General features: G+C 73.4%; 11 protein-coding genes. 9 read left to right on the forward strand and 2 right to left on the reverse strand.

The window, feature by feature from the left end:
* Nucleotides 1-107 precede the first annotated feature (107 nt).
* Nucleotides 108-554 carry an Lrp/AsnC family transcriptional regulator gene (locus ACIGZJ_RS24000; RefSeq protein ID WP_387941220.1) on the forward strand — a complete coding sequence of 149 codons (447 nt, stop codon included), beginning with the start codon at nt 108-110 and terminating at the stop codon, nt 552-554.
* Nucleotides 555-561: 7 nt separating this feature from the next.
* On the opposite strand, the gene ACIGZJ_RS24005 is transcribed toward ACIGZJ_RS24000, so the two are convergent.
* Nucleotides 562-1,146: a TetR/AcrR family transcriptional regulator gene (locus ACIGZJ_RS24005; RefSeq protein WP_392930195.1), complete on the reverse strand. Its 585-nt coding sequence runs from the start codon at nt 1,144-1,146 to the stop codon at nt 562-564.
* 165 nt (nt 1,147-1,311) lie between these two features.
* Between ACIGZJ_RS24005 and ACIGZJ_RS24010 the strand changes: the two genes are divergently transcribed.
* The 3 genes from ACIGZJ_RS24010 (at nt 1,312) to ACIGZJ_RS24020 (ending at nt 6,102) form a co-directional block, all read left to right on the forward strand.
* Nucleotides 1,312-2,580, forward strand: a complete 1,269-nt coding sequence (locus ACIGZJ_RS24010) for a glycosyltransferase family 39 protein (RefSeq protein WP_396459143.1) — start codon at nt 1,312-1,314, stop codon at nt 2,578-2,580.
* A gap of 180 nt (nt 2,581-2,760) precedes the next feature.
* Nucleotides 2,761-4,461: a phenylacetic acid degradation protein PaaN gene (gene paaN, locus ACIGZJ_RS24015; protein WP_396459144.1), complete on the forward strand. Its 1,701-nt coding sequence runs from the start codon at nt 2,761-2,763 to the stop codon at nt 4,459-4,461.
* A 138-nt stretch (nt 4,462-4,599) separates the two neighbouring features.
* Nucleotides 4,600-6,102: an FAD-dependent monooxygenase gene (locus tag ACIGZJ_RS24020; RefSeq protein WP_396459145.1), complete on the forward strand. Its 1,503-nt coding sequence runs from the start codon at nt 4,600-4,602 to the stop codon at nt 6,100-6,102.
* Between the two features lie 55 nt (nt 6,103-6,157).
* On the opposite strand, the gene ACIGZJ_RS24025 is transcribed toward ACIGZJ_RS24020, so the two are convergent.
* Nucleotides 6,158-6,748, reverse strand: a complete 591-nt coding sequence (locus tag ACIGZJ_RS24025; RefSeq protein ID WP_396459146.1) for a CGNR zinc finger domain-containing protein — start codon at nt 6,746-6,748, stop codon at nt 6,158-6,160.
* Nucleotides 6,749-7,001: 253 nt separating this feature from the next.
* Here ACIGZJ_RS24025 and ACIGZJ_RS24030 point away from each other — a divergent pair, with 253 nt between their 5' ends.
* The 5 genes from ACIGZJ_RS24030 to ACIGZJ_RS24050 all read left to right on the forward strand — a co-directional run bounded on the left by ACIGZJ_RS24030 (nt 7,002) and on the right by ACIGZJ_RS24050 (nt 13,655).
* Entirely contained in the window at nt 7,002-9,155 is a 2,154-nt protein-coding gene (locus tag ACIGZJ_RS24030) for a protease pro-enzyme activation domain-containing protein (protein ID WP_396459147.1), read from the forward strand.
* Nucleotides 9,156-9,386: 231 nt separating this feature from the next.
* On the forward strand, nt 9,387-10,430 hold the full coding sequence (locus tag ACIGZJ_RS24035) for an XRE family transcriptional regulator (protein WP_396459148.1): 1,044 nt from the start codon (nt 9,387-9,389) through the stop codon (nt 10,428-10,430).
* A 216-nt stretch (nt 10,431-10,646) separates the two neighbouring features.
* Complete coding sequence (locus ACIGZJ_RS24040; RefSeq protein ID WP_396459149.1) at nt 10,647-11,117, forward strand: VOC family protein; 471 nt, start codon at nt 10,647-10,649, stop codon at nt 11,115-11,117.
* A 63-nt stretch (nt 11,118-11,180) separates the two neighbouring features.
* Nucleotides 11,181-12,101: a pyridoxamine 5'-phosphate oxidase family protein gene (locus ACIGZJ_RS24045; RefSeq protein WP_396459150.1), complete on the forward strand. Its 921-nt coding sequence runs from the start codon at nt 11,181-11,183 to the stop codon at nt 12,099-12,101.
* A 219-nt stretch (nt 12,102-12,320) separates the two neighbouring features.
* Nucleotides 12,321-13,655, forward strand: coding sequence for a peptidoglycan-binding protein (locus ACIGZJ_RS24050; RefSeq protein WP_396459151.1), 1,335 nt, complete (start codon nt 12,321-12,323; stop codon nt 13,653-13,655).
* Nucleotides 13,656-13,666: the final 11 nt, after the last annotated feature.

Raw genomic sequence — 13,666 nt, forward strand, 5'->3', positions numbered from 1 at the left:
ATCTTGACCAGAAGCGTGACAAGGTGGTGGACAATCGGCCCGGGGGGCGGTCGACTGGTGGCAGTACGTCCAATCAGGGGAGAGTGGGGGTCATGTCGGCTGAACAGATGTCCAGACTCGATCGGGTCGACCGGTCGATCCTGCGGCTGCTGCAGCAGGACGGTCGCGCCTCGATCCGCTCGGTGGCCGAGCGGGTGCACGTGTCCCGGGCCAATGCGTACGCCCGGATATCCAGGATGGTCGAGGACGGCGTGATCCGCGGCTTCACCGCCCGCGTCGACCACGAGAAGGCAGGTCAGGGCACCTCCGCCTACATCACCCTGAAGATCGTGCAGAACTCCTGGCGGACGGTGCGCGAGCAGCTGCTGGCGCTGCCGGGGGTCGCGCACATCGCGCTGGTCGGCGGTGACTTCGACGTCCTGCTGCTGGTGCACACCGCCGACAACCACGCCCTGCGGGAGCTGGTGCTGAACCGCATCCAGTCCATCCCGCAGGTGCTCGGCACCCAGACCATGCTGGTCTTCGAGGAGACCGACCAGGTACCGCCCGACTGAGGCCCGGCTACCGGGCCCGCAGACCGTCGAAGGCCAGGTGGACCACCGCGTCGGCGACACCGTCTGCCGCCTTGAGGCCCGGCCGGTACCACTCGACGATCGAGTTGATCATGCCGAAGAGCAGCCGGGTCGCCAGCCGGGGCTCGACGTCCGCCCGCAGCGCGCCGTCCGCGACGGCGGCCCGCAGCAGCTCGGCCACCTGGTGGTCGAAGTCCCGGCGCCGCTCCAGCGCCCACTGCTCGGTGACGGTGTTGCCGCGCACCCGAAGCAGCAGGGTGACGTACGGCAGCTCGTCGAGCAGCACCTCGGCGGTGCGGCGCACCACATGCTCCAGCCGCTCCACGGCCGGCCCGCCGACCGCCTCCGGCTCGGCCAGGATCGCGAACAGCCCGTCCAGCGCCCGGCCCACGGCGAGCCGCAGCAGCTCCTCCTTGCCGCGCACATGGTGGTAGATGGACGACTTGGAGATACCGGCCGCCCGCGAGAGGTCCTCCATCGACGTGCCGTCGTAGCCGCGCTCGTTGAACACGTCGACGGTCACCGCGAGCAGCGACTCCACGGTGTAGGCGGTACGCGTGGTGTGATCGGCCATCCTCCGAGTATCCCCGTCCCCGCCGCGCCCGACGCGGCCGGGTCCGGCCATCCGGCCACCCGGCCGCCGACCTCGGCTCCCCGGCAATGGTCCGCACCAATTCCAGGCGGCAGCCCCTAGAATCGGCGGACGATCGTCCACGGCCAGCAGGGTGGGTCCAGACTGATGAGCGCAATACCGGCAGTCGCCTCCGACGTGCCCGAGCAGCGCAACGGCGAGCCCGAGGCGGCACCGGAGGGCGGCTGGCGCGATCGCGCCGCCGCCCTGGTCCTGCGCTTCGGACCGGCCGTGTGGTGCTACGCCGTGCTGAAGCTGATCGGCTTCACGGTGTTCATGAAGCTGCTCTCCTTCTCCGGGGACTACCTCGGCAAGCACCCCCGCTTCGGCGGCGGCGCCCAGCCCTGGGACGTCCTGGCCAGCTGGGACGGCTGGTGGTACCAGCAGGTCGCCGAGTTCGGCTACCACCCTGCACTGATCGCCGTCCCCAACGGCGTCCCCGGGTTCACCATCCAGCAGAACTCCGCCGCCTTCTTCCCGCTGTACCCCGGGCTGATGCGGCTGGTCTCGGACACCACCGGCCTCGGCCTGTACGGCGCGGGGATGCTGGTCTCGGTGGTGGCCTCGCTGCTCGCCGCCGCCGGCATCTACGCGGTGGTGGACAAGCTGGCCGGTCCCCGGGCCGGGGTGATCGCGGCCGGGCTCTGGGCGATCGCCCCGGGCTCGGGCGCCGAGTGGGCGCTCTACTCGGACTCCACCTTCGTCGCCCTGGCCGCCTGGGCCTGCTACTGCACGATGACCAGGCAGTGGGTGGCCGCCGGGGTGATCAGCCTGGTCGCCGGCCTCAACCGGCCGACCTCGGCGGCGCTGATCGGCGCCGTCGGCCTGGCCGCGATCGTCGAGCTGTACCGCCGGGAGAGCGGGATCCTGCGCCCGCTGGCCGCGATGCTGCTGGCCCCGCTCGGACTGCTCGGCTACGTCGGCTGGGTCGGCTGGGAGACCGGCGACTGGGGCGCCTACTTCAAGCTCCAGCACGACGCCTGGCTGCACTACTTCGACTGGGGCCAGGGCACCTGGCACGCCATCCGCGGGGTGCTGCTCGGCCGGACGGACTACGCGTTCGCGTACCCCGTCCCGGATCTCTTCTCCACCCTGGTGGTGTTCTCGCTGCCGGTGCTGATCATCCTGCTGATCCGGCTGCGTCCGCCGCTGGTGCTGACCGCCTACACGCTGGCCACCATCGTCTCGGTGCTCGGCAGCGTGGGCATCTTCGGCAACGTCTCGCGCTACCTGCTGCCGGCCTTCCCGCTGCTCATCGCACTCGCGATCGCCATGCGCAGGCTCAGCTGGCCGGTGCTGGCCGGGGTGCTCGGCAGCGGTGCCATCGCCTCCGGCTGGTTCGGCGGGTACCTCATCTTCGAACTGGGCATCCCGTAGACCGGCACCCGTTCACTTCCGGGGGCGCGTCCGATGCGGACGCGCCCCCGGCGTTTGCGGCGCGAACCCGGCCCCGCCCGCAACCGCCCCACCGGATCCGACCCCGTACGCCCTCTTGAGCCGACCGATCGTTCGGTTACTCTGTGGGGTGTCCCGTCCTCCCCTCTGAGGAGCGCACAGATGTCCGCAGCGGTCACCAACCCCCTCATCGCCGAGCTGGTCGAACGCCACCAGGCCACCCTGGACGCCGCGATCGACGCCGCCGCCAAGCGCGACTACTGGTCGCCCTACCCCGAGTTCCCCAAGGCGTACGGCGAGAGCGGCGCGGAGGACGGCAAGGCCGCCTTCGAGGCGCTGCTGAACAAGCCGTTCGCCCTCGACGGCCACCCCGCCGACGGCGACCTGGTCGGCGGCGAGGCCTCGCCGTACGGCGTGGAGCTGGGCATCGGCTACCCGCACGCCGGGCCGGACGCGCTGATCGCCGCCCTGCGCGCCGCCCAGCCCGGCTGGGCCGCGGCCGGCCCGCTGGTCCGCGCCGCCGTCTGCCTGGAGATCCTGGCCCGGATCAACGCCCGCTCGCACGAGTTCGCGCACGCGGTGATGCACACCACCGGCCAGGCGTACGGCATGGCCTTCCAGGCCGGCGGCCCGCACGCCCAGGACCGCGGGCTGGAGGCCGTCGCCTACGCGTACGCCGAGCAGACCCGGCTGCCGCTCAGCGCCGGCTGGACCAAGCCCCAGGGCAAGCGCGACCCGCTGGTGATGACCAAGGAGTTCACCGTCGTCCCGCGCGGCGTCGCGCTGCTGATCGGCTGCAACACCTTCCCCACCTGGAACGGCTACCCCGGGCTGTTCGCCTCGCTGGCCACCGGCAACCCGGTGCTGGTCAAGCCGCACCCGCGCGCCATGCTGCCGCTCGCGCTCACCGTGCGCACCGCGCGCGAGGTGCTCGCCGAGGCCGGCTTCGACCCCGACCTGGTCTGCCTGGCCGCCGAGCACGAGGGCGGCACCGTCGCCCAGGTGCTGGCCGTCCGCCCCGAGGTCAAGCTGATCGACTACACCGGCTCGACCACCTTCGGCGACTGGCTGGAGGAGAACGCCCGCCAGGCCCAGGTCTACACCGAGAAGGCCGGCGTCAACACCGTGGTCGTCGACTCCACCGACGACTACAAGGGCATGCTGGGCAACCTGGCCTTCTCGCTCTCGCTCTACAGCGGCCAGATGTGCACCACCCCGCAGAACCTGCTGATCCCGCGCACCGGCATCGACACCGACCAGGGCGCCAAGTCCTACGACGAGGTGGTGGCCGACCTCGCCGCCGCCATCGAGGGCCTGCTCTCCGACGACGCCCGGGCCGCCGCCATCCTCGGCGCGGTGGTCAACCCCGGCGTGCTGCAGCGCACCGTCGCGGCGGCCGGCGGCGAGTACGGCGAACTCGCCCTCGCCCCGCGGGTGGTGACCTCGCCCGAGTTCCCCTCCGCGGTGCTCCGCACGCCCGCGCTGATCAAGCTGGACGCCGACAAGCCGGACGACCGGGCGGTCTTCCGCAGCGAGTGCTTCGGCCCGGTCTCCTTCGCCGTCGCGGTCGAGTCCACCGCCGCCGCCGTGGAGTTGCTGCGCGCCACGGTCCGGACCCAGGGCGCGATGACGGCCGCCGGCTACACCACCGCACCCGAGGTGGAGGCCGCGCTGGTCGAGGCCGCGCTGGACTCCGGCGTCTCGCTCTCGCTCAACCTCACCGGCGGGGTGTTCGCCAACCAGACCGCCGCCTTCTCCGACCTGCACGGCACCGGGGCCAACCCGGCCGCCAACTCGGCCTACTGCGACGGCGCGTTCGTCGCCAACCGGTTCCGCACCGTCGAGGTCCGCCGGCACGCCTGACCCTCCGTCTCCCGGGCTCGGCACCAGGCGGTGCCGGGCCCGGGAGATTCACAGGCCCACCCGGGCCAGCGATGATGGGAGGCTGGGAGCATGCTGGGAACCGTGCCCAACCCTCGTCCGATCATCGGGAGATGACACATGACCGCGAAGCAGATCGGCTCCGACGTCCTGATCGTCGGCGCCGGACCGACCGGGCTGCTGCTGGCCGGTGACCTGGCCACCGCCGGGGTCCGGGTCACCGTTCTGGAGAAGCGCGGCGCCGAGTCCAACCTCACCAGGGCCTTCGCCGTGCACGCCCGCAGCCTGGAGACGCTGGACGCCCGGGGCCTGGCCGACGACCTGATCGCCACCGGCCGGCCGCTCCGCGAGCTGCGGCTCTTCGACCGGCTGCGGGTCGACCTCGGCCGGCTCCCGACCCGCTTCCCGTTCGTCCTGATCACCCCGCAGTACAACGTCGAACGCCTGCTCCACGAGCGCGCGACGAAGGCCGGCGCGACCATCCTGCGCGGCGCCGAGGTCACCGGGCTGCGGCAGGACGCCGAGGGCGTCACCGTCGAGACCCTGGAGGCCGGCGCCGCCGCCACCCACCGCGCCCGCTACGTGGTCGGCACCGACGGCGTCCACTCCACCGTGCGCGACCTGCTCGGCATCCCGTTCCCCGGCGAGTCCGTGGTCAACTCCGTGCTGCTGGCCGACGTCCGGGTCGAGCGCGACCCCGAGGAGCTGCTCACCGTCGGCGCCAACGAGGCCGGCTTCGCCTTCCTCGCGCCCTTCGGCGACGGCTGGTACCGGGTGATCGCCTGGGACCGCACCGACCGCGCCCCCGACGGCACCCCGCCCTCGCTCGACCGGATCGCCGCGATCGCCCGGGCCGCCCTCGGCGAGGACTACGGCCTGCACGACGCCCGGTGGACCTCCACCTTCCACAGCGACGAGCGCCAGGTCCCCAACTACCGCTCCGGCCGGGTCTTCCTGGCCGGCGACGCCGCGCACTGCCACTCCCCGGCCGGCGGCCAGGGCATGAACACCGGCCTCCAGGACGCCGCCAACCTCTCCTGGAAGCTCGCCGCCGCCGTCCACGGCTGGGCCACCGACGCCCTGCTCGACACCTACCAGAGCGAGCGGCACCCGGTCGGCAAGGCCGTCCTGCGCAGCTCCGGCGCGCTCATCCGGCTCGCCCTCGCCCAGTCCGCCCCGACCAGGGCGCTGCGCGGCGCGCTCACCACCCTGGCCGAGCACCTCGACGTGGTCGCCGAGCGCGGCGCCCGGCAGGTCTCCGGCATCGGCATCAGGTACGCCGCCCCCAAGGACGCCCACCCGCTGGTCGGCCGACGCGTCCCCGACCTGCGGCTGACCGGCCTGGAGCAGGCCCCCGACGGCGCGCCGGGCGCACCCGACCGGCTCTACGAGGCGCTGCGCGGCGGGCGGTTCGTGCTGGTGAGCAATGACGAGCTGTCCGCCGCCGACCCGTGGGCGGACCGGGTGACCACCGCCGCCCCGGCCGACCCGCACGGCAAGCTGCGGGACACCGTCCTGCTGATCCGCCCCGACGGCTACGCCGCCTGGGCGGCCGTCGACCCGGGCCGCGGCGAGCTCCGCGCCGCCCTCGCCCACTGGCTCGGCAGCCCCGACAACGGCTGACCCCGCCGGCCCTGCGGGAGGGTGCGCCGGCCAGGGCCCACGCCCTGTCCGGTGCCTACCCCCGCGCCTTCCCGTAGTGCCGCGCCGCCTTGGCCCGGTTCCCGCACACCGCCATCGAGCACCACCGCCGGCGCCCGTTCTGCGAGGTGTCGAGGAAATGCAGAATGCACGCCTCGTGTGCACACTTCTTGATCCGGTGCGCCCCCTGCCCCAGCAGCCGCAGGAAATCGTCGACCGCCAGCCAGGCCGCCAGCCACTGCGGACCGTCCACCTCGACGCGGTCCACCGGCCCGCCGGCACCGGCCGTCCGCCGGACCCGCCCGTGCCGCAGCACCGCGTCCAGCCCGGCCAGCGCCGCGGCGCCCGGCTCGCCCCGCTCGTCCAGGTCCAGGACGGCGGCGGCCAGCGCCTCCCGCGCCTCCCGGAGCTCCGGGAGACCTGACCCGCCCGCACCGCACCGGTCGGCGAGCCCCGCGGAGGAGAGCCAGATCAGGTGGCCCTCCCGGTCGGTCAGCAGGTCGTTCACCGGTGTGCCCGACCACCGGGTGTTCAGCAGGTCGAGCGCGAGCGGCTCGCCGATCAGCGGGCGCGGGTCCCTGGGGTCTGCCGCACGGTCTGCCGCACGGTCGGCTGCTCGGTCTGTCATCGTTCTCCCTCGGCCTCGCCCGATTCTATGCCCGACCCTCCCCTGAATTGGTATGGACCGATTCCGGAATTCCGATCATTCACTGTATGAAACACCCTCCATTCAGTTCTCCACACTTGACTGTTCTTTAGCAACGAATTGCTTGACCATAAGCCAATTGCCGTACCGCCTCTGACATGTTCTAGCCAGCGTTTTCGACCCTGGAACGCCCTAGCCCCTGCCGGTCCCCACACACCGGCCAGAGGAGGACCCCGTGCGCCCCCGCTCCCTCGCCCTCGTCGCGGCCCTTGCCGTCCTGCCGCTCTCCGCCGTCTCGCTCGGCGTGACCACCGCTCAGGCCGCCACCCCGAACGCCGCCGCCCCCCGCGTCTCGCTGCCGAACACCGTGACCCCCGCGGTGGCCCGCTCCGAGAAGAAGGGCGACGTCCCCGCCTCCCAGCAGCTCTCGGTGGCCGTCAGCCTGAAGCTGCGCGACACCGCCGAGCTGGACCGCTTCCTCGCCGCGGTCGCCACCCCCGGGACCCCCGAGTACGGCCGCTACCTGACGCCGCAGCAGTTCACCGAGCGCTTCGGCCCCACCAAGGCCGCCGTCGAGCAGGTCAAGTCGTACCTGACCGCCCAGGGCCTGGCCGTCTCGGGCGTCAGCGACAACCGCCAGGTGGTCAACGCGCAGGGCACCGCCGAGCAGATAGCCAAGGCCTTCGGCACCCACGAGAGCGCCTACCTGGACCCGCAGCAGCAGCGCACCTTCTTCGCCAACGACGCGGCCGCCTCCGTCCCGGCCGACCTGGCCGAGGTGGTCCAGGGCGTCTCCGGCCTCAACAACCACACCGTCCGCACCACCCGCAACGTGAAGCCGGGCACCACCCCGGCCGCCGCCCCGAACGCCGCCCCGAGCGGCTTCGGCCCGACCCAGTACGACGGCGCCTACAACCTCGACCGGACCGGCGCGGACGGCACCGGGGTCACCGTCGCCCTCTGGGAGTTCGACGGCTACAGCTCCGCCAACCTGCGGACCTACGACTCCCAGTACGGCCTGACCGGCCCGGCCGTCAGCACCGTGTCGGTCGACGGCGCCAACTACGACTCCAAGCCCGGCGACGGCCAGGGCGAGGTCGAACTGGACAGCGAGATCGTCCGCGGTGTCGCCCCCAAGGCCACCCAGCTGGTCTACGAGGCCCCCAACAGCGACCAGGGCGAGATCGACATGGCCGCCAAGATCGTCGCGGACAACAGGGTCTCGGTCATCTCCATCTCCTGGGGCTCCTGCGAGCCGGACACCACCGCCTCCTCCATGACGGCGGTCGACAACTCCTTCAAGCAGGCCGCCGCCCAGGGCATCTCGATCTTCTCGGCCTCCGGCGACGACGGCTCGCGCGACTGCACCCGCTCCACCAGCGGCTCCGGCGTCAAGGCCGTCGACTTCCCGGCGTCCAGCCCGCACCAGACCGGCGTCGGCGGCACCAACCTCAAGGTCTCCGGCAGCGCCTACTCCTCGGAGAGCGCCTGGAGCACCGCCGGCGGCGGCGTCTCCACCGTGTTCGCCAAGCCCGCCTGGCAGACCGGTACCGGCATCACCGGCACCATGCGCACCGTCCCGGACGTCTCCTCCAACGCCGACCCGGCCAGCGGCTTCGCCATCTACACGGCCGGTGGCTGGCAGGTCTACGGCGGCACCAGCGCGGCCGCGCCGCTCTGGTCCGGCTACGCCGCCCAGTTCAACCAGAAGGCCAAGGCCGCCGGGCAGCCCGTCCTCGGCGAGGCGAGCCCCAAGCTGTACGCGGTCGCCAACGGCAGCGGCTACGCCGCCGCCTTCCACGACGTCACCAACGGCAAGAACCAGGACTTCTCCACCAAGGCCGGCTACGACCAGGTCACCGGCTGGGGCAGCCCGATCGCCGACGCCCTGAACACCGCGCTGCTCGGCGGCACCACCCCGCCGCCCTCCGGCGGCTGCACCGCGACCCAGCTGATCGGCAACGCGGGCTTCGAGACCGGCACCGCCGCCCCGTGGACGGCCTCCAGCGGCGTGGTCGACAGCAGCACCGGCGAGGCCGCCCACACGGGCTCCTGGAAGGCCTGGCTGGACGGCTACGGCAGCAGCCACACCGACACCGTCTCGCAGACCGTCTCCATCCCGGCCGGCTGCAAGGCCACCTTCTCGTTCTGGGTGCACATCGACACCGCCGAGACCGGCTCCACCGCGTACGACAAGCTGACCGTCCAGGCCGGCTCCACCACCCTCACCACCCTGTCCAACGCCAACGCGGCCACCGGCTACGTGCAGAAGTCCTTCGACCTCTCGGCCTTCGCCGGGCAGACGGTGACGATCAAGTTCACCGGCGCCGAGGACTCCTCGCTGAAGACCAGCTTCGTGATCGACGACACCGCGCTCAACGTCTCCTGATCACCCCCTTCACCGGGGCGGACCGCGACCGGTCCGCCCCGGTTCTGTTTCCGCACTGTTTCAAGATCGCTAACCTTGAGGTCCACCACTCGTGACCACTGTCATACGCACGACTGATGACGTAGCCTCTCGACCGTGCATAGGGTTCCCCACAGCTCGGTGAAGCCGCTGACGGCGCGCTCCGGCGCCGGACCGGTCCCGCCGAACTCGCTTGGTGGGGAAGGTATCCGTATGGGCTCACAGCACCCCCAGGACGCGGCACGGCTCAGGCTGATCGGACAGCGCCCCGGCGCCTCCGCTCCCGCTCCCTCCGCTCCTCCCGCTCCTCCCGCTTCTCCCATTCCCCCGACCGTCGGCGCGCCCGCCATCGGCCGTCCGGCGCCCGCCGGGGGCTTCGCCGACACCCTGCACCTGGCCATCGAGGCCAGCGGCCTCAGCCTGGACCGGATCCGGGCCGCCCTGGCCCAGCGCGGGATCAGAGTCAGCGTCACCACCCTCAGCTACTGGCGGCGCGGCCGCAGCCAGCCCGAGCGGGCCAGCTCGCTGCGCGCCGTCCACCTGCTGGAGGAGCTGCTCGGCCTGCCGCACAGCACCCTCTCCGCCCTGCTCGGCCCGCCCCGCCCGCGCGGCCGCTGGGCCGCCGCCGCCACCATCGCCCACCTGCGACTGGAGGACGTCTGGCCGGGCGAGCAGGAGATCGCGGACGTCTTCGCCGAGCTGGACGCCCCGCCGGCCGGCGAGCTGGAGCGGCTCAGCATCCACGACTCGTACTACGTCGACGCCGAGCGGCGCGGCAACCTGCTGCGGATGCGCCAGGTCGTCCGGGCCACGGTCAGCGGGGTGACCCGCTGCCTGGTGGTGCACAAGGCGGACGAGGAGGCCACCGGCTGCCCCGAGATCACCTCGGTCCGGCACGGCCGGCTCGGCCGGGTCCGCCGCCGCCCGGACGCCGGGCTGGTGGTCGGCGAGCTGATGCTGGACCGCCCGCTCGGGCTCGGCGACAGCACGGTCTTCGAGTACGAGGTGGAGATCCCGCCCGGCGGCCCGACCATGGAGTACAGCCGCCGCTTCGCCACCCCGGTGCGCGAGTACGTCCTCCAGGTGCACTTCGACCCGGCGGCCGTGCCCGTCCACTGCGAGCGCTACGACCGCGCTCCCGGCGAGGACATCGACCGGCGCCGCGAACAGCTCTGGATCGGCGCCTCCGCCAGCGCCCACGTCCTCGCGCCCGACCAGCAGCCGGGCCACATCGGCATCCGCTGGGAGTGGGAGTAACCGCACCCGCGGCCCGTCCCGCTCCGCCCGCCACCCGCACAGCGCACCCCCTGGGGCCTGTCCGTCCGATCCCGCACACCGCCGGGATCCGTCGGACAGGCCCTAACCCTTTCACGCCCCGATACCGGTTGACGCTCCATCACCTAACCCTTAAAGTCGAGAGTACCGGTTAGGTAGAAACCTCTCCGGGCACCTCAGCCACGGGAGTGTCCAGGCATGTCCAGCACCGCAGTCGCCAGCACCCTGCAGACCGGCCACATCGGACTGAACGTCACCGACCTCGACCGCTCCGTCGCCTTCTACCGGCGCGTGCTCGGCCTGGAGGTGGTCAAGGAGGGCACCGACCCGGAGCGCCGCTTCGCCTTCCTCGGCCGCGAGGGCACCCTGCTGATCACCCTCTGGCAGCAGAGCGAGGGCGCCTTCGCCACCGCGGCCCCCGGCCTGCACCACCTCTCCTTCCAGGTCGACGGCCTGGAGGAGGTCCGCGCCGCCGAACGGCTGCTGCGCGAGCTGGGCGCCGAGTTCGCCTACGAGGGCGTCGTCCCGCACGGCGAGGGCGCGGCCTCCGGCGGCATCTTCTTCACCGACCCGGACGGCATCCGGCTGGAGATCTACACCCCGAAGGGCGTCGACGAGACCGGCGCCGAGGCCCCCACCGCCGCCGCCCCGACCTGCGGCTTCTTCTAGGCCCTGTCCGGCCGGGCCCCGTCTTCGCCCCCCGTCCGCGGACCGACACCGGAGGAACACGCCATGACCAGCACCACCACGCCCTACCACCCGGGCGAGCGGGCCGTGCAGGCCAGGGCCGGCCGGCTGGAGCGGGCCGACCACTCGGGCCGGGCCATCGGCCGGGTCATCCCCACCGTGGCCGGCCGCTTCCTGACCGAGCGCCGGACGCTGGTGGTCGGCGCCGCCGACGCCCGGGGGCGGCTCTGGGCCACCCAGCTCACCGGCGAGCCCGGCTTCCTCCAGGCCGCCGACGAGCGCACCCTCACGGTGGCCGCCCGGCCCGCCGCCGACGATCCGCTGGCGGCCACCCTGGCCGGTCCCGCCGAGGTGGGCACCATCGCGCTGGACCCGGCCGGCCGGCGCCGGATGCGGCTCAACGGCCGCTCCGCCCCGGACGGCCGGGGCGGCCTGGTGATCGCCGCCGACGAGGTGTACGCCAACTGCCCCAAGTACATCCAGCGCCGCAGCCCGCTGGGCCGGCCCGGCGCCGGAAATCCGCGCGCGGTGGCCGCCGGCCCGGCGCTGTCCACCGCCCAGCGGCTCGCGGCGGCCACCGCCGACACCTTCTTCATCGCCACCGTCGGGCCGGACGGCAGCGTGGACGCCTCCCACCGGGGCGGCGCTCCGGGCTTCCTGCGGGCCGACCGGCCCGACCTGCTGCGCTGGCCCGAGTACACCGGAAACAGCATGTTCATGACACTTGGCAATCTGGAGCTGGACCCGCGCGCCGGGCTGCTGCTGCCGGACTGGGAGACCGGCGGGGCGCTGCTGGTCACCGGCGAGGCCAGGACCGACTGGTCCGAACCGGCCCGGGCCGGCCTGCCCGGCGCCGAGCGGGTGGTCGAACTCACCGTCACCGCCGTGGTCGAGCTCGCCGATGCCACCCCGCTGACCTGGACGGACCCGGAGTTCTCCCCGGCCAATCCGCCCGCCGCGGCCTGACCCGCCGCCAGGTCCACCGCCGGCTCCACCACCCCGGCACTACCGCCTCCCCGGAGCCCCCGCCAGGCCCGGGCCGCCGAACGGCCGTCACCCGCCCGGCGCAACCCACCGCGCCGCACCCCCGTCCGGTTTGGGACTTTGGTCCCGATAACACGCGGTATCGGGCTGGGAAGGTCAGTCCTGTCGCGCCATCAGGGCCTGACCAGGAAAGAGGCGGAAATGACCCCTACCCACCAGCCGACCGCGCTGCTGGAGTTCGACGAGGTCGAACCGGACGAGGACTGCATATGCGGGGGCTGCAGTGCCCGCCGCCGGGCCCGGCTGCACGCCGCGCCGGTCCACGAGGGCGGGCACGCCGCGGCCCGGAGCGTCCGCCGCCGGGCCGCCGTGCTGATGGCCGCGGTCGGCACCGTCCTCGGCGGCGGCGCGGCGGGGGCCTCCGGGGCCGCCGCCGCCCCGGCCCCGACCCCGGGCGGCAGCAGCGCCACCCAGCCCCCGAAGACCCCGCAGGGCGAGGTCAGCGGCCTCTACGGCGACCAGGCCCGCGGCTTCGCCGCCCCCCGGACCGCCACGCCACCGGTCACCCGGGCCCAGATCATCGAGCGGGCCCAGCGCTGGGTCGACCAGAAGGTCCCGTACGGCATGAGCCGCTACTGGTCGGACGGCTACCGCCAGGACTGCTCCGGCTTCGTCTCGATGGCCTGGGGCCTGGGCAGCAGCCAGACCACCTGGACGCTGCCGGACGTCGCCGAGCGGATCACCAGGGCCGAGCTCCAGCCCGGGGACGTGCTGGTCTACAACAACCCCGGAAACCCGCAGGCCGGCTCGCACGTCACCATCTTCGGCGGCTGGACGGATGCCGCCCACACCCGGTACCTCGCCTACGAGCAGACCGCCCCGAGCACCACCAGACGGGACACCCCGTACGCGTACTGGAACAACTCCGCCTCGTACGTCCCGTACCGCTACAAGGCGCTCTCCGGCGGCGGCACCAGCAGCGACGGCTCCACCGCGACCGCCTTCCCCGGCGCGGACAGGTTCGGTCCCGGCGCCGACAACGCCCACGTCACCGAACTCGGCCGGATGCTGGTCCAGCGCGGCGGCGGGCGGTTCTACAGCCAGGGCCCCGGCCCGCGCTGGGGCGAGGCCGACCGCAAGGCCACCGAGGCGTTCCAGCTCGCCCAGGGCTGGCGCGGCGCCGAGGCCGACGGCATCCCCGGCAAGGACACCTGGGACTACCTGGTCCACCACAAGGGCCGCGACATCGCCGCCGCCTCCCCGCCGCCCCCGCCGCCGGTCGACCCGGGTGGCACGGTGCCCGCCTTCCCCGGCCGGGACCGGTTCGGGCCCGGCGCGAGCAACGACGACGTCCGCCGGCTCGGCGAGCAGCTGGTCCGCAAGGGCTTCGGCCGTTCCTACACCCAGGGCCCCGGCCCGCGCTGGACGGAGAGCGACCGGCGCGCCGTCCAGGCCTTCCAGGAGGCCCAGGGCTGGCGCGGCGCCGAGGCCGACGGCCACCCCGGCCCGGACACCTGGCGACGCCTCTTCGGCTAGGGCCTAACCGG

Origin of the sequence: Kitasatospora sp. NPDC052868, from assembly GCF_044547105.1 — a bacterium.
Lineage (GTDB): Bacteria > Actinomycetota > Actinomycetes > Streptomycetales > Streptomycetaceae > Kitasatospora.